The following is a 16,368-nucleotide window of genomic DNA, read 5'->3' as shown; positions in this document are numbered from 1 at the left end:
CGAGCCGTGGTGGCCTCGGCGTCCGGCGCACCCACAGGTACGTGCGCAGGGGGCACGGGTATCAGCCGGGACGGCGGACGGCACGGAGAGGGCGGCTGCGCACCGGGCAGCCCGGCACCGGCCGTGGAGGGCACGCGGACCCCGCACAGCCGTGAAACCGCTCCGGCCAGGCACCCCTCGGTACCCGGCCGGTTTCGACGTCTAGATCTCGCCTCGCAGCTTGGCGAGCGCCTCGGCGAGGATCGCCTCGCCGTCCGCGTCGCTGCGCCGCTCCCGTACGTACGCGAGGTGCGTCTTGTACGGCTCGGTGCGCGGCGGGTCCGGCGGGTTGTCCCGGTCCTGTCCGGCGGGGAAGCCGCAGCGCGGGCAGTCCCAGGTTTCGGGGACCTGCGCGTCGCTGGCGAAGCTGGGCTGCGTCTCGTGCCCGTTGGAGCACCAGAAGGAGATGCGCAGACGGGGCGCGGACTCGCCCCGCTCGGCCTCGCCCATCGGCCCCGCCCCGACCCGGCTACCTCGGATCGCGTTGCCACTTGCCACGGTCGTAACTCCCTGCGTGATGGTGCCGCGAAGCGAGTCGACGTGTCGCTTCGTTGCGAGCGCCTCAGTCTACGTAAGGCCCAACGCGCGTCCAGTGATTGGAGTTACAGCCCCCACACCTAGACGCAAGCCCCATGATAGGCCGCGCTCAGGTGCGCGTACCGAACATGGGGCCTTACGTGCGGAATGGACGTGCTGTGTGGGGCGTCGCCGCTCAGTTGTTCGTCTTCATGAGAAGACCGAGTACGACAATGCACGCGAACCACAGCAGACCGATCACCACGGTGATGCGGTCGAGGTTGCGCTCGGCGACCGAAGAACCACCGACGGACGACTGCATGCCGCCACCGAACATGTCGGAGAGGCCGCCGCCCTTCCCCTTGTGCATCAGCACCAGCAGCATCAGCAGCCCGCTGAAGACGATCAGGGCGATCGAGAACCCCAAAACCACGGCTGGACCAACTCTCTCGGATTCGGATGAACGACGGGGGCACGGCCTTCAGGGCCATGCCCCCGCAAGGGTACGACGGATCGCCGCCAGGGCCTACTTACTGGTCCCGGAAGCGCACGATCTTGACGAACTCGTCGGCGTCCAGCGAGGCACCGCCGACCAGGGCGCCGTCGATGTCGGCCTGCGCCATGATCTCGGCGACGTTGCCGGCCTTGACGGAGCCGCCGTACTGGATGCGGACCTTGTCGGCCAGCTCCTGCGTGTACAGCTCGGCGATCTTGCCGCGGATGGCGGCGCAGACCTCCTGGGCGTCCTCGGCGCCGCAGACCTTGCCGGTGCCGATGGCCCAGACGGGCTCGTAGGCGATGACGACGGACTCGGCCTGCTCGGCCGGGACGTCCTTGAGGCCGCCCTCGACCTGGGTGAGGGTGTGGGTGACGTGGTTGCCCGCGTCGCGGACCTCCAGCTCCTCGCCGACGCACAGGATCGGGGTCAGGCCGTGCTTGTAGGCGGCCTTGACCTTGGCGTTGACGATCTCGTCCGTCTCGGCGTGGTACTGGCGGCGCTCGGAGTGGCCGATGGCCACGTACGTGCACTTCAGCTTGGCCAGCATCGATCCGGAGATCTCGCCGGTGTAGGCGCCCGAGTCGTGCGCCGAGAGGTCCTGGGCGCCGTACTTGATCTTGAGTTTGTCGCCGTCGACCAGGGTCTGCACGGAACGCAGGTCGGTGAAGGGCGGCAGGACGGCGACCTCGACGGCCTCGTAGTCCTTGTCCGCGAGGGCGAAGGCGAGCTTCTGGACGTGCGCGATGGCCTCGAGGTGGTTGAGGTTCATCTTCCAGTTGCCCGCCATGATCGGCGTGCGAGTGGTCATGCGGGGTCAGTCCTCCAGTGCGGCGAGGCCGGGGAGCGTCTTGCCCTCGAGGTATTCGAGGGAGGCGCCGCCGCCGGTCGAGATGTGTCCGAAGGCGTTCTCGTCGAAGCCCAGGATGCGGACGGCCGCGGCGGAGTCGCCGCCGCCGACGACCGTGAAGGCCGAGGAGTCGAGGAGAGCCTGGGCGACCGCCTTGGTGCCCTCGGCGAACTCGGGGTGCTCGAAGACGCCCATCGGGCCGTTCCAGAAGACGGTGGCGGCGTCGGTGATCTTCGAGGCGTACAGCTTGCCGGACGCCGGGCCGATGTCCAGGCCCATCCGGTCGGCCGGGATGGCGTCGGCGGCGACGGTGGTGGCGTCGGCCGGGGCCTTGGTCTTCAGGTCCGGGAACGCCGGGGCGACCACGGCGTCGACCGGCAGGACCAGCTCGACGCCGGTCTTCTCGGCGCGCTCGATGTACTCCAGGACCGCGGGGATCTGGTCCTCCTGGAGGAGGGAGGCGCCGACCTCGTGGCCCTTGGCCTTGAGGAAGGTGAAGGCCATGCCGCCGCCGATGAGGATGCGGTCGGCCTTGCCGAGCAGCTCGTCGATGACGGCGAGCTTGTCGGAGACCTTGGCGCCGCCGAGCACGACCACGTAGGGCCGCCGGACCTCGTCGGTGAGCTTCTTCAGGACGCCGACCTCGGTGGCGATGAGGTAGCCGGCGTAGTGCGGCAGCCGGGCCGGGAGGTCGAAGACCGAGGCGTGCCCCCGGTGGACCGCGCCGAAGCCGTCACCGACGTAGACGTCCGCGAGGGCGGCGAGCCGGTCGGCGAACTCGCCGCGCTCGGTGTCGTCCTTGGAGGTCTCGCCGGCGTTGAAGCGCAGGTTCTCGATGACCGCGACCTGGCCCGGCTGGAGGCCGTTCACCGCGTCGTGGGCGGCGGGGCCGACGGTGTCCTGGGCGAAGGCCACGGGGGCGCCCAGGAGTTCGCCGAGCCGCTCGGCGGCCGGAAGCAGCGAGAAGGCCGGGTCCGGGGCGCCCTTGGGGCGGCCCAGGTGCGAGGCCACGACCACCTTGGCGCCCGCGTCCGCGAGGGCCTTGACGGTGGGCAGGACGGCGCGGATGCGGCCGTCGTCGGTGATGAGGCCGTCGGCGAGCGGCACGTTGAGGTCGGCGCGGACGAAGACCCGCTTGCCGTCCACGCCTTCGGCGAGAAGTTCGTCGATCGTCTTCATGAGGGAACTCCTGGTGAGGGTGCTCTGATCGTACGAGAGCTGATCTGCACGCGAGTCAGGGCCCGGACGGCGCGTCCCTGCGCCGCCCGGGCCCTGCTCTCACGTCAAGGTGTCTGCTCTGTGGATCAGAGCTGGTTGCCGACGAAGACCGTGAGGTCGACGAGGCGGTTGGAGTAGCCCCACTCGTTGTCGTACCAGCCGAGGATCTTCACCGACTTGCCCTCCTGGACCATGGTCAGGGAGGAGTCGAAGGTGCAGGACGACGGGTCGCTGACGATGTCGGAGGAGACGATCGGGTCCTCCGTGTAGGACAGGTAGCCCTGCAGCTCGCCCTCGGAGGCCTTCTTGAACGCGGCGTTGACCTCGTCCTTGGTGACCTCGCGCTCCAGCTCCACGACCAGGTCGGTGGCGGAACCGGTGGGGACCGGGACGCGCATCGCGATGCCGTCGAGCTTGCCCTTGAGCTGCGGGAGGACCAGCGCGGTGGCCTTGGCGGCACCCGTGGTGGTCGGGATGATGTTCTCCGCGGCGGCGCGGGCGCGGCGCAGGTCGGAGTGCGGGAAGTCCAGGATGCGCTGGTCGTTGGTGTACGCGTGGACCGTCGTCATCAGGCCCTTGACGATGCCGAAGTTCTCGTCGAGGACCTTCGCCATCGGCGCCACGCAGTTGGTGGTGCAGGAGGCGTTGGAGATGACGTGGTGGTTGGCCGCGTCGTACTTGTTCTCGTTGACGCCCATCACGATGGTGATGTCCTCGTCCTTGGCCGGAGCCGAGATGAGGACCTTCTTGGCGCCGCCGGCGATGTGCTTCTCGGCGTCGGCCTTCTTCGTGAAGATGCCGGTCGACTCGATGACGATGTCGACGCCCAGCTCGCCCCACGGGATGTCGGCGGGGTTGCGCTCGGACAGCACCTTGATGGTGTGGCCGTCCACGGTGATCGTGTCTGCGGTGTGCGAGACCTCGGCCTTCAGACGGCCCAGGATGGTGTCGTACTTCAGCAGATGCGCGGTGGTCGCGGTGTCACCCAGGTCGTTGACAGCCACGATCTCGATGTCAGCACCCTGCTCCAGCAGCGCGCGGAAGTAGTTACGACCGATGCGGCCAAAGCCGTTGATGCCTACGCGGATCGTCACGAACCGATCTCCTCGTTGGTACGCCGGTTGTGAGACCGGCGAGCTGTATGGGATGTCCCCGACCACCCCCGACCCTACCTCCCTGAGCCTTTCGAGGTGACATCGAGACGCCCCATACACGGCAGGGCGGTCCGTACCCGCCAGTAGGGGTACGGACCGCCCCGGACCGAAGGCTCCGGTCACCCGGAATCACCACTCCGGGTCACCCCGGGTTCACCCGCCGACGGCCGCGAGTGCCTTGCGGATCAGGGCCGTGCGGTCGGCCGCCGCGGTGACGTGCTCCAGGCCGAAGCCCAGCAGCACGGTGTCGTCCGTGGTGACCGCGCCGTACGTCTTGAACAGCTCTCCGGCGCGCCCCCAGTCCTTCACGACCGCGGGGCTGCCCGCGGGCGGCCCGGGCACGCTCCACGCGCCGAGCGAGGTCTCGAAGCCCTCGGTCTCGGTGGCCTGGCCGCCGACGACCACGGAGGCGTTGTCCGCGAGGACACCGCGACCGCCCGAGCCCGGGTCGGTGATGTAGCTGAGGGACACCTCGACCTTCTTGCCGGCGTACGCGGAGAGGTCGAAGGAGACCTCCTGCCAGCCGGCCGACGCCCCGGTGAGGCTGTTCCACTGGCCGCTGGTGCCGGCGGCGGTGCAGCCGTCGGCGCCCTGCGTCAGATACCGCTTGAGCGCGGGGTGGGCCGCGATGAAGAACCCGGCCTCGCACTCGGCGGGCACCGCGTTGCTGGTGGCGCCGTTCTTCTCGGGGAGCGTGGTCCAGTCGTCCGCCCCGGCGGTGTGCGCCTCCAGGACGGCGTGGTCGTAGCCCTCCTCGGTGTCCCACAGCAGCCGGGTGCGCAGCATGGGCGCCTGCGCGGCGGTCACCTGGGTGAGGTCGATCGTGCGGGTGAGGCGGTTCCAGGCGTAGTCGCTGTGCGTGACGGCCGCCATGGAGGCGCCCTCGTACGGCCCGTACGGGTTGGGCGTGCCCGGGTACGTGCCCGCTCCCGCGCTCGCGAACTGCGGGAAGGTCGCCACGGGCAGGTTGTCCGAGGTGACGCTGAAGGAGCCGGCCGTGTCCAGCGGGTTGCCGGGGGCGGCGCCGAGGGTGCCGGCGGTCCCGGCGAGCTTGCCGGTGCCCTGGAAGGCGGTGGCGCCCGGCAGGGTCGTCCGGGTGTAGGCGCCCAGGTAGTACTGGCTGAAGTCGTTGGACAGCGTGCCGCCGCCCAGGTCGACGCTGCCGCCGGCCCGCTCGCCGGCCTCGATCAGCTTGCCGCCCTCGTTGAGGAAGGCGCGCAACTGGAGCTGGGTGGGGTTGCCCGGCACGGCCGCGCCCGTGTAGTGGACGACCGACCTGAAGTGGTCCAGGACCCCGAGCGCGTCGGGCGCGCCCTGGGTGGCGACGTTCCAGACGATCGCCGTGCGGCCGGCCGCCTTCAGCGCGTCGACGTAGGTCTGCGCCTGTGCGGCGGTCGCACCCTCCTCGGCGACCACGAGCACGTCCGCGCGCGGCCGCTGCGCCACCGTGTACGTGAAGTGCGTGCTGGAGACGGGCTTGCCGCTCCTCGCCCGGCCGGTGAACCAGACCTCGACCTTGTCGCCCGGGTCGGCGTCCTCGACCTCGGCCCGGTACTCGTCGAAGTAGAGGTTGTCCTCGCCGCCGTAGGTCTCGCCGCCCTTCCAGGCCCTGAGGTCCCGGTCGTGCGTACGGCCGCCGTTGACGCGGTACTTGAGCTCCTTGTCGCGCACCGACCTGCGGACGACGACGGAGACCTCCTGGTCGGCGCCGCGCGCGTAGGACGTGGCGAAGGTCTTCGGGGTGAAGTCGGCGGCCTGCAGTCCGAGCGAGGACTTGGGCTGGTCGGGCCGGGCCGCGGACTCGGCGACGGAGAGCGCGAAGGGGATGTTCTTCTCGAACTCCTGCTGGATCAGCTTCTCGTCGTCCGGGAAGTTGAAGACCGACTGGCAGTCGGCCGCGTTCCACTGGTCGTTCGGGTCGAGGTCCGAGGCCGTCTGGCAGGTCGACATCTCGGGGGTGAACATCGCCAGGCCGTTGACGTTCGACGCGTGGCCGTCCGCCTCGCCGTTGGTGGTGTACAGCTCCGAGGAGACCTGCGGGCGGTAGCCGGGGATCGCGGAGTTCTCCGGGGTGCCGGCGAGCGCCTTGTAGAGGACGTCGTCGGGCGTGTCGGTGGCCACCTGCCAGCCGACTCCGTACAGCAGGAGTTCGGCCGCGGAGTGGTAGTTGATGCCGTACGTGAAGCCGATCCGCTTCTCGAAGGCGTCCAGGGCCTTGGTCTCGGGCTCCGAGGAGGGGGCCGGGCCGCGGTAGGTCTCACTGGTGGGGTTGGGGGACGAACCCTCGTTGTCGTAGCCCCACTTGTAGGAGAAGTTGCGGTTCAGGTCGACGCCGTCGCCGACGCCGACGGTGCCGTCGCCGTTGTTGTCGCGCAGGTTCTTGCGCCACAGGCGGTTGTCGGCGTTCTGGAAGGTGTAGTCGTAGCCGTCGGGGTTGGCCGACAGGACGAACCACAACTCGGTGGTGTCGACGATCTTCTTGAGGCGCTTGTCGGTCTTGTAGCCGTCCACGTAGTGGTGGAGCAGCCGCCGTGTCATCTCCGGCGTGATCCACTCGCGCGCGTGCTGGTTGGACATGTAGAGGACGGAGGGTTTGGCGCCGTCCTTGGACTTCTTCGCGTTCTTGGTCAGCTTGAGCGCGAGGATGTCCTGGCCATTGACCGTCTTGCCGATGGAGACGACCTTGGTGAGAGCGGGGTTGGCGCGGGCGGTGGCGAGGAGTTCCTCCCTGAGCCCGCCGCTTCCGCTGTAGGGCCGGAACACCCCCTCGGCCGCCTTGTCCACGCGGGCCTCGGCCTTGGCGGTCAGGGTGTGCTCGGTGAGCTCGACACCCTTCGCCTCGAGCTTCGCCGCCTCCTGGTCGGTGAGGTAGACCTCGACGGTCGCGGTGCCCTTCGCGGGCACCTGCTCGCTCAGTTCGTGGCCGTCCTGCCCGGCCGCCAGCAGCAGGGGTACCTGCCCGCTGGTGACCTCGGCGCGGAAGACCTTGACTTCGTTCGGATCAGGAGAACCTGGGCCCTGCGCGGCTTGGGCGACGGGTGCGATGCCCGCGCCGCCGAGCAGGAGCGCGCCAACAGCGAGGATCGGTCTCGCTCTTCGTCTCATGAGCCCCCCTTGCGGTGGTCCGCCACAGCAGCGAACAGATGCCAGGCTCATGACAGTTCATGATCCAGTCAAGGGTGCCTCACGGATACGTAAACGCCGGTGCCGACCACCCAAGTGGGCGTCGGCACCGGCGTGCTGAGGAGAGGTCAGCCGACGAGGTTGTCGGCCATCTCCTCGGTGATGCTGGACTCCGTACCCGGGATGCCGAGGTCGGAGGCGCGCTTGTCGGCCATCGCGAGCAGCCGGCGGATACGGCCGGCGACGGCGTCCTTGGTCAGCGGCGGGTCGGCGAGCGCGCCCAGCTCCTCCAGCGAGGCCTGCTTGTGCTCCATGCGCAGCCGCCCGGCGGCGGCGAGGTGCTCGGGCACGTCGTCGGCGAGGATCTCCAGGGCCCGCTGGACCCGGGCTCCGGCGGCGACCGCCGCGCGCGCGGAGCGGCGGAGGTTGGCGTCGTCGAAGTTGGCGAGGCGGTTCGCCGTGGCCCGCACCTCGCGCCGCATCCGGCGCTCCTCCCAGGCGAGCACCGACTCGTGGGCGCCGAGCCTCGTCAGCAGGGCGCCGATCGCGTCACCGTCCCGGACGACCACGCGGTCCACCCCGCGCACCTCGCGGGCCTTCGCGGCGATCGACAGGCGGCGGGCGGCGCCGACCAGCGCGAGCGCGGCCTCCGGGCCCGGGCAGGTCACCTCCAGGGAGGAGGAGCGGCCGGGCTCGGTCAGCGAGCCGTGCGCCAGGAAGGCCCCGCGCCAGGCGGCCTCGGCGTCACAGGTGGCACCGGAGACGACCTGCGGGGGCAGACCCCGGATCGGTCGGCCCCTGCCGTCCACCAGGCCGGTCTGGCGGGCGAGCTGGTCACCGCCGGCGACGACCCGGACGACGTACCGCGAGCCGCGGCGCAGCCCGCCCGGGGCCATCACGATCAGCTCGGAGCTGTGGCCGAAGATCTCCAGGATGTCCCGTTTGAGGCGGCGGGCCGCCATCGCGGTGTCCAGCTCCGCCTCGATCACAATGCGCCCGCTCACCAGGTGGAGGCCGCCGGCGAACCGCAGAATGGCGGAGACCTCCGCCTTTCTGCAGCAGGTCCGGGTGACGGGGAGCCGGGAGATCTCGTCCTTCACCGCTGCCGTCATCGCCATGGGCCGATCCTTCCATGCATCCGAAAAATACGGTCGTACGCGGCGGCCAACAGCTCCGGGTCGTGCCTCGGGGTTCCGTCGGGCCGGGCCACCGGCGCCAGCTCGACCGCGGCGCCGAACCGCTTGGCGGCATCGGTCAGCGAATCGCGGTCGGGCACGGCGGCCTGGTCGGCCAGCACCACGTCCAGGGCGAGTTTAGGGGCGTGTCGTCCCAAAACCTCCAAATGACGCTGCGGGGAGAAGCCATCGGTTTCTCCCGGCTGCGGTGCGAGGTTCAGGGAGAGTACCCGGCGCGCCTTCGTCTGCGTGAGCGCGTCCAGCAGTTCGGGCACGAGCAGGTGCGGGATGACCGAGGAGAACCACGAGCCGGGGCCGAGGACCACCCAGTCCGCGTCCAGGACCGCCTCGACCGCCTCGGGGACCGCCGGCGGGTCGTGCGGCACGACGTGCACCGACTGCACCTCGCCCGGCGTCAGGGCCACGGTGGCCTGGCCCCGTACGGTGTCCACGTCCTCGGGCCGCTCCGGGTCGTGCCCCTTGACCAGGGCCTGGAGCTCCAGGGGTACGGCGGACATGGGCAGCACCCGGCCATGGGCGCCCAGGAGCCTGCCGACCAGGTCGAGGGCCTGGACGTGGTCGCCGAGCTGCTCCCACAGGGCGACGATCAGCAGGTTGCCGACCGCGTGTTCGTGCAGGTCGCCCTTGGACTGGAAGCGGTGCTGGATGACCCGGGCCCAGGTCTGGCCCCAGTCGTCGTCGCCGCACAGCGCGGCCAGCGCCTTGCGCAGGTCGCCGGGCGGCAGGACGCCCAGCTCGTCGCGCAGGCGCCCGCTGGAGCCGCCGTCGTCGGCCACGGTGACGACGGCGGTGAGGTCGCCGGTGATCCGGCGCAGGGCGGCGAGCGAGGCGGACAGGCCCATGCCGCCGCCGAGCGCGACCACCTTGGGCTGGGCACCGCGCCGGCGGGGCCGTGCCCCACGGGTCTCGACGGGCCGGGCCGCCCGCCCTTCGGGGACGGCCCGTCGCAGCCTGCTCAGCCGCGGACTACGTGCGGTCATTCCCGTCCCATGTCCCGGTGCACGACCACCGTCTCCACACCCTCGGCCGCGAGGCGCGCGGCGAGCTTCTCCGACGTGGCGACCGAGCGGTGCTTGCCGCCGGTGCAGCCGATGGCGATGGTCACGTACCGCTTGCCCTCGCGGCGGTAGCCGGCCGCGATGAGGCGCAGCAGCTCGGCGTAGCGGTCGAGGAACTCCTTGGCGCCGGGCTGGTTGAAGACGTACGCCGACACCTCCTCGTTGAGGCCGGTGAAGGGGCGCAGCTCCGGAACCCAGTGCGGGTTGGGCAGGAACCGCATGTCCGCGACCAGGTCGGCGTCGACGGGGAGGCCGTACTTGAAGCCGAAGGACATGACGGTGGCGCGGAGTTCGGGCTCCTCCTCGCCGGCGAACTGGGCGTCCATCTTGGCGCGCAGCTCGTGCACGTTGAGGCTGGAGGTGTCGATGACCAGGTCGGCGTCGCCGCGCAGCTCGCGCAGGAGTTCGCGCTCGGCGTCGATGCCGTCGACGATCCGGCCGTCGCCCTGGAGGGGGTGCGGGCGGCGCACGGACTCGAAGCGGCGCACGAGGGCCTCGTCGGAGGACTCCAGGAAGACGATCCGCCGGGTGACGTGCTTGGCCTCCAGGTCGGCGAGGGACTCGCGGAGGTTGTCGAAGAAGCGCCGGCCGCGGACGTCGACGACCACCGCGATCCGGGCGACATTGCCCTGGGAGCGGGCGCCGAGCTCCACCATGGTGGGGATCAGGGCGGGCGGGAGGTTGTCGACGACGAACCAGCCGAGGTCCTCCAGACACTTGGCGGCGGTGGAGCGGCCGGCGCCGGACATCCCGGAGATGATCACCAGCTCGGGGATGGCGGCCTCCGGGACTCCCGCCGTGTCGTGGGGCGCGCCCGTGCTCACCTGTGCGTCTTCTCCGCCCTGGTCCTGTCGTTCTTCGTGCTCGTTCACATTCATGTCTCCTGCCCCCGTCGTTCGTCCGGGGCGCCCGCCGTCACGGGGTCCCCGTCGGAACCCGTGGTACCGGGTTCCTCGTCATCCATGATCTCTCCAGTCGCCGTGTTGACGGCGGGCGCGGCCGGGGCCGCCTGGGCGAGGGCCACGGCGATCGTCTCGGCCGTCTTGCGGCCTATGCCGGGGACCTCGCAGATCTGGTCGATGGTGGCGGATCGTAGTTTCTTCAGGGAACCGAAGTGTTTCAGCAGGGCCTGCTTGCGCGTGTCCCCGAGGCCAGGGACGTCGTCGAGCGGGCTCGACCGGAAACGCTGGGACCGCTTGGTGCGCTGGTAGGCGATCGCGAAGCGGTGGGCCTCGTCACGGACCCGTTGCAGAAGGTACAGGCCTTCGCTGGTGCGGGGCAGCACGACCGGGTCGTCCTCGCCCGGCACCCAGACCTCCTCCAGGCGCTTGGCGAGGCCGCAGACGGCGATGTCGTCGATGCCGAGCTCGTCCAGGGCCTTCTTGGCGGCGGCCACCTGGGGCTGTCCGCCGTCGACGACGACGAGCTGGGGCGGGTAGGCGAACTTCTTGGGACGGCCGTCGTCGTCCTTCAGCCCGATCTCCGGGAGGCCCTGGGGGGCACCGTCACGGGAGGTGCCGTCCTGGGAGCCGTCCTGGGAGCCGTCCTGGGAGGTCTCTCCCTGGGCGGTCCCGTCCTGGGGGACGCCGCCCTGGGAGGCGTCGTCCACCCACTCGCCGGTCTTCTCCTTCTCGGTGAGGTACCGCCGGAACCGGCGGGAGATCACCTCGTGCATGGACCGGACGTCGTCCTGTCCCGCGAAGCCCTTGATCTGGAAGCGGCGGTACTCGCTCTTGCGCTGGAGGCCGTCCTCGAAGACGACCATGGACGCGACCACGTCGTCCCCCTGGAGGTGGGAGATGTCGTAGCACTCGATCCGGAGCGGGGCGCTGTCCAGGTCGAGGGCCTCGGCGATCTCCTCCAGGGCACGCGAGCGCGTGGTCAGGTCGGAGGCGCGCTTGGTCTTGTGCAGGGCGAGCGCCTGGAGGGCGTTGCGCTGCACGGTCTCCATCAGGGCCTTCTTGTCGCCGCGCTGCGGGATGCGCAGCGAGACCCCCGACCCGCGGCGCTCGGCGAGCCACTCCTGGACCGGCTCGACCGGCTCGGGCAGGGCGGGGACCAGGACCTCCTTGGGGACCGAGTCGCCCTTCTCCTCGCCGTAGAGCTGCTGGAGGGCGTGCTCGACGAGGGCGCCGGTGGTGATCTCCTCGACCTTGTCGGTGACCCAGCCGCGCTGGCCGCGGACGCGTCCGCCGCGGACGTGGAAGATCTGGACGGCGGCCTCCAGCTCGTCCTCGGCGACCGCGATCAGGTCGGCGTCGGTCGCGTCGGCGAGCACGACGGCGCTCTTCTCCATGGCCTTCTTCAGGGCCCCGATGTCGTCGCGCAGGCGGGCCGCCCGCTCGTACTCCATCTCCTCGGCCGCGTCCGCCATCTGCTGTTCCAGACGGCGGATGTAGGTCCCGGTGCGGCCGGCCATGAAGTCGCAGAAGTCCTCGGCCAGGTCGCGGTGTTCGTCGGCGGAGACGCGGTCGACGCAGGGCGCCGAGCACTTGCCGATGTAGCCGAGGAGGCAGGGGCGGCCGGTGCGGGCGGCGTTCTTGAAGACGCCGGCGGAGCAGGTGCGGACCGGGAAGACGCGCAGCAGGAGGTCGACGGTGTCGCGGATCGCCCACGCGTGCCCGTACGGCCCGAAGTACCGCACGCCCTTGCGTTTGTGGCCGCGCATCACCTGTACGCGCGGGAACTCCTCGTTCATCGTCACGGCGAGGTACGGGTAGCTCTTGTCGTCGCGGTACTTGACGTTGAACCGGGGGTCGAACTCCTTGATCCAGGAGTACTCCAGTTGCAGGGCCTCGACCTCCGTGGACACCACCGTCCACTCCACGGACGCGGCCGTGGTCACCATCGTGCGGGTGCGGGGGTGCAGGCTCGCCAGGTCCTGGAAGTAGTTCGCCAGGCGCTGGCGCAGGCTCTTCGCCTTTCCGACGTAGATCACCCGGCGGTGCTCGTCGCGGAACCTGTACACCCCGGGAGTGTCAGGGATCTCCCCTGGTTTGGGGCGGTAGCTGGAGGGGTCGGCCATGTCTCACACCCTACTGGCGTGCGCTGACACTCCGGTGAGCCTGTGGACAACGACAGGACGACGACAGGAGCCGCCGACCTGCCAGTGTGATCTGGGACTCCAGGAACGTGTGTACATCGGAGCGGCCCCTGGGAGCGGCTCGGCGGTTGACCCCGGTCCTGCTCGCCCGGCCCGCGCGGAGCGGCGTCGGCGCTGTTCGCGAGCGCGATCCGGGAGCTGCTAAAGGGCGGCGGGCGGGCCGGCGCCGGCCGGGCGGGCGGGTCTCATACCGGCCGGGAGTGCATCACCGTTCGGCGGCAGGTGTTGTCGGGAATTGGTCAACACGCTTCAATGCGGGGGAACTCGGGGCCGGGAACGACGGCGTACGGATGTGAAGCCTCCCCCCGGCCTGCCACGGACGGCCCCGAGACACACCCTCGCGGACGGCCTGACCAGCCGGCCGGACCTGTACAGAAAGGCCCCTGCATGCCGCACGCCACACAGCACGCGGACGACGTGAGCGTCGCCGACGCGGAACTGGACTCGGCCCTGCGCGGCGGCCCCTTCCACGTCGCGCTGCGCGCGGCGATCGCCGCGCGGGGGCTGCCGCTCCAGCGCGTCCAGCACCATCTGTCGCGCTACGGAGTCAAGGTCGGTGTCACCAGTCTGAGCTACTGGCAGCAGGGCGCCCGGCGCCCGCAGCGCCCCGAGTCGCTGCGGGCCGTACGCGCGCTGGAGGAGATCCTGCAACTGCCGGAGGAGTCGCTGATCCGGCTGCTCGCCGAGGACGAGGACCGGTCGGCCGCCGAGCGGCCCGCGGCCCGCTCCTACCGCTCCCTCATCGCGGCCACGGACGTCCTCGGACAACTGCTGGGCGAGCTGGACGCGCCGCCCGACGGCGGGCTGCACACCCTCGGTCATCACGAGCGCATAGACATCGGGACGCGCCGCGAGCTGCGCGGCGTCGAGTCGCACCACATCGTGCGCGCCCACCGCGAGGGCGTCGACCGTTTCATCGCCGTCCACCACGGCGACCCGGGGTGCGTGCCGGAGCTCATGACCGTGCACGCCCTGGAGAACTGCCGTACCGGGCGCGTCCGTTCGCACCACGACACCGGAGTGCTGGTGGCCGAGCTGCTGCTCGACGCCCGGCTGCGGGCCGGGGACACCTTCCTGTTCCGCTACGCCGTCGAGGACGGCACGGGCGGGGTGTCGCGCGAGTACGTCCGCGGCTTCGGTTCGCCCGGCGGGCAGTACGCGCTCCAGGTCCGGTTCGACGAGAAGGCCCTGCCGGTGCGCTGCCACCGCTTCGCCCAGCACTCCCCCGCCGCGCCCCGCAGCGGCCGCCGGGACCTGTCCCTCACCGGCCACCACCACTCGGTGCACCTGGTCGAGCCGCGGGTGCGGTCGGGGGTCGTGGGGATCGGGTGGGACTGGGAGTGAGCGGGACGACGTATCGGGTCCCCCGCGGCGCGTAAACGCTTGCGCAAGCGTTTACGCGGGCCTGCGGATGGGATACCTTCCCGGCCGTGGGCCCTCGACGTACGGGGGTCGCGCACGCCGTTCCGGAGGGGGAGCCGATGCCGACCATGGCCGACGTGGCCCGCAGCGCGGGAGTGTCCGTGGCGACCGTCTCGCACGTCCTCAACGGCACCCGGCCGGTCCTGCCCCACACCCGCCAGGCCGTCCTGGACGCCGTCGACGAGCTCGGTTACACCCCCAACACCCTCGCCCGTTCGCTGGTGACCTCCCGCACCCGTTCCATCGGGCTGGCGGTGTCGGCGATCAGCAACCCGTACTTCACCGAGATCCTCCAGGGCGTCGAGGCGGGCGCGCTGGAGCACGGCTACAGCCTGCTCATCGCCGATCCGCACGACGATCCCGACCACGAGCGCAAGGTCGTCCAACTCCTGCACGAGCGGCGCGTGGACGGCATGATCGTCGCGCCCTCGCCGGACCCGCGTGAGCTGGTCTCCTACCTCGGCCGCCACGGGGTGCCGACGGTGTTCCTGGACCGGGTGATCGACGGTGTCGGCGTCGGTGTCGGCGAGGGGGCGGATTCGGGGACGAGCGGGGACGGGGGTGCTGCCCCGGCGGACGGACTCCCGCGGTTCGACCAGGTCTGCGCCGAGAACACCGAGCCGATGGCCCGGCTGGTCACCCATCTCACCGGACTCGGTCACCGGCGCATCGGCCTGGTGGCCGGCCTGCCCGGGCTGAGCACCACGGCCGAACGGATCGCCGGGTACCGGCAGGCCCTCACCGCCGCCCGCCTCCCCTACGACGGCCGCCTGGTCGTCCACGGCGACTCCGCGTCGGCCGGGGCCGAACGGGCCACGGCCGCCCTGCTCGCGCTCGACACGCCGCCCACGGCCCTCGTCACCGCCAACAACGCGATGACCATCGGCACCCTGCGGGCCCTGCGCGAGCACGGCCTCTCGGTACCGGACGACCTCGCCCTGTGCTGCTTCGACGACTTCGCCTGGGCCGATCTGTTCTCGCCCCGGCTCACCGCCATCGCCCAGCCCAGCAGGGAGATCGGCGCGCAGGCGGTCCGGGTGCTCCTGGAGCGCCTCGACGAGCCGGACCGGCCCGCCCGGACCGTGCGCCTCGACTGCACGTTCGTGCACCGCTCGTCGTGCGGCTGCCCCGGCTCCGGGGAGGGGGCGGCGCGGTCCGGTCGGGCCGCCAGGTCCTCGCTGCCCTCCGAACGCCCTTGACCGCGCACTTCTCTCAGCCCTCCGTCCCTCGCAGTTCGAGAAAGGACCCGTTTCGTGATCGTCGTCGCCGGTGAGGCCCTCATCGATCTCGTCCCGCAGGGCACGGGTGCCCTCGCGGCTCTCAAGCCGGCGCTCGGCGGCGGCCCCTACAACACCGCGGTGGCCCTCGGCCGGCTCGGCTCCCCCACCGCCTTCTGCTCCCGCACCTCGCTCGACGCCTTCGGCGAGGCCCTGCTCGACGGGCTCCGGGAGGCGGGGGTGGACGTGTCGGCCGTGCAGCGCGGCACCGAACCCACCACCCTGGCCGTCGCCACGATCGACACCGACGGCTCGGCCGCGTACTCCTTCTACGTCGACGGCACCGCCGACCGCCTGTTCGCCGCCCCGGCCCGACTCCCCGCCGGTACCCGCGCGGTGTCGTTCGGCACCTGCTCGCTCGTCCTGGAGCCGGGCGCGAGCGCCTACGAGGAGCTGATGCGGACCGCGGCCGCGCAGGGTGTGTTCACCGCGCTCGACCCGAACATCCGGGCCGGGCTGATCGCCGACGCGGACGCCTACCGGGCCCGGTTCAAGAACTGGCTGCCGTCGGTGTCGCTCCTCAAGCTCTCCGAGGAGGACGCGCTGTGGCTGGGCGGCACCCCGCAGGAGTGGCTGGCCGCGGGGCCGGCGGCCGTGGTGATCACCCACGGCGGTGACGGGCTGACCGTGTTCACCCGGGGCGGGGCGGTGTTGCCGGTGCCCGGCGAGAAGGTCGACGTGGTGGACACGATCGGCGCGGGCGACACGGTGAACGCGGCCCTGCTGCACGGCCTGGCCGCCCTCGACGCGCTGTCCCCGGAGGCGCTCGCCGCTCTGGGCGTCGAGGACTGGACCCGGCTGCTGCGGTTCGCGGCCCGCGCGGCGGCGATCACCTGCTCACGCGCCGGGGCGCAGCCGCCGTACGCCTCGGAACTGGGCGAGCTGTAGGGGCGAGGCTGGTGACGAAGCGAGCGGT

Annotated in this window: 13 protein-coding genes; 3 read left to right on the top strand and 10 right to left on the bottom strand. The window is 71.2% G+C overall.

Annotation, left to right across the window (positions count from 1 at the left end):
- Window positions 1–201: 201 nt before the first annotated feature.
- From ACZ66S_RS29530 to uvrC, 10 genes are all read right to left on the bottom strand, one after another.
- On the bottom strand, window positions 202–537 hold the full coding sequence (locus tag ACZ66S_RS29530) for an RNA polymerase-binding protein RbpA (RefSeq protein ID WP_003976875.1): 336 nt from the start codon (window positions 535–537) through the stop codon (window positions 202–204).
- Window positions 538–751: 214 nt separating this feature from the next.
- Window positions 752–982 carry a preprotein translocase subunit SecG gene (gene secG / locus ACZ66S_RS29525; protein ID WP_053847429.1) on the bottom strand — a complete coding sequence of 77 codons (231 nt, stop codon included), beginning with the start codon at window positions 980–982 and terminating at the stop codon, window positions 752–754.
- A gap of 103 nt (window positions 983–1,085) precedes the next feature.
- A complete protein-coding gene (tpiA, locus tag ACZ66S_RS29520) occupies window positions 1,086–1,862 on the bottom strand; it encodes a triose-phosphate isomerase (protein ID WP_469904580.1) in 777 nt (258 codons plus the stop codon).
- A gap of 6 nt (window positions 1,863–1,868) precedes the next feature.
- Entirely contained in the window at window positions 1,869–3,080 is a 1,212-nt protein-coding gene (locus ACZ66S_RS29515; RefSeq protein ID WP_469904579.1) for a phosphoglycerate kinase, read from the bottom strand.
- Between the two features lie 125 nt (window positions 3,081–3,205).
- The gene (gap, locus tag ACZ66S_RS29510; RefSeq protein WP_469904578.1) at window positions 3,206–4,213 is read right to left on the bottom strand and encodes a type I glyceraldehyde-3-phosphate dehydrogenase; all 1,008 of its coding nucleotides are present in this window, start codon (window positions 4,211–4,213) and stop codon (window positions 3,206–3,208) included.
- A 213-nt stretch (window positions 4,214–4,426) separates the two neighbouring features.
- Window positions 4,427–7,378 carry a M14 family metallopeptidase gene (locus ACZ66S_RS29505; protein WP_469904577.1) on the bottom strand — a complete coding sequence of 984 codons (2,952 nt, stop codon included), beginning with the start codon at window positions 7,376–7,378 and terminating at the stop codon, window positions 4,427–4,429.
- A 146-nt stretch (window positions 7,379–7,524) separates the two neighbouring features.
- Entirely contained in the window at window positions 7,525–8,514 is a 990-nt protein-coding gene (gene whiA / locus ACZ66S_RS29500) for a DNA-binding protein WhiA (RefSeq protein ID WP_031057649.1), read from the bottom strand.
- Complete coding sequence (locus ACZ66S_RS29495) at window positions 8,505–9,572, bottom strand: gluconeogenesis factor YvcK family protein (protein WP_469904576.1); 1,068 nt, start codon at window positions 9,570–9,572, stop codon at window positions 8,505–8,507. Before ACZ66S_RS29495 ends, whiA begins: the two co-directional genes overlap by 10 nt.
- Window positions 9,569–10,528, bottom strand: coding sequence for an RNase adapter RapZ (rapZ, locus tag ACZ66S_RS29490; RefSeq protein WP_469904575.1), 960 nt, complete (start codon window positions 10,526–10,528; stop codon window positions 9,569–9,571). Before rapZ ends, ACZ66S_RS29495 begins: the two co-directional genes overlap by 4 nt.
- The gene (gene uvrC / locus ACZ66S_RS29485; protein WP_469904574.1) at window positions 10,525–12,675 is read right to left on the bottom strand and encodes an excinuclease ABC subunit UvrC; all 2,151 of its coding nucleotides are present in this window, start codon (window positions 12,673–12,675) and stop codon (window positions 10,525–10,527) included. The genes rapZ and uvrC overlap by 4 nt, the downstream gene beginning before the upstream one ends.
- A 465-nt stretch (window positions 12,676–13,140) precedes the next feature.
- Here uvrC and ACZ66S_RS29480 point away from each other — a divergent pair, with 465 nt between their 5' ends.
- The 3 genes from ACZ66S_RS29480 (at window position 13,141) to ACZ66S_RS29470 (ending at window position 16,340) form a co-directional block, all read left to right on the top strand.
- Window positions 13,141–14,097, top strand: a complete 957-nt coding sequence (locus ACZ66S_RS29480; protein ID WP_469904573.1) for a hypothetical protein — start codon at window positions 13,141–13,143, stop codon at window positions 14,095–14,097.
- 137 nt (window positions 14,098–14,234) lie between these two features.
- Window positions 14,235–15,374: a LacI family DNA-binding transcriptional regulator gene (locus ACZ66S_RS29475; protein WP_469904732.1), complete on the top strand. Its 1,140-nt coding sequence runs from the start codon at window positions 14,235–14,237 to the stop codon at window positions 15,372–15,374.
- A 54-nt stretch (window positions 15,375–15,428) separates the two neighbouring features.
- Complete coding sequence (locus tag ACZ66S_RS29470; RefSeq protein WP_469904572.1) at window positions 15,429–16,340, top strand: carbohydrate kinase family protein; 912 nt, start codon at window positions 15,429–15,431, stop codon at window positions 16,338–16,340.
- Window positions 16,341–16,368 lie beyond the last annotated feature (28 nt).

The organism is Streptomyces sp. NPDC107471 (assembly GCF_055582845.1).
This window is presented reverse-complemented; position numbering and strand designations above follow the sequence as displayed.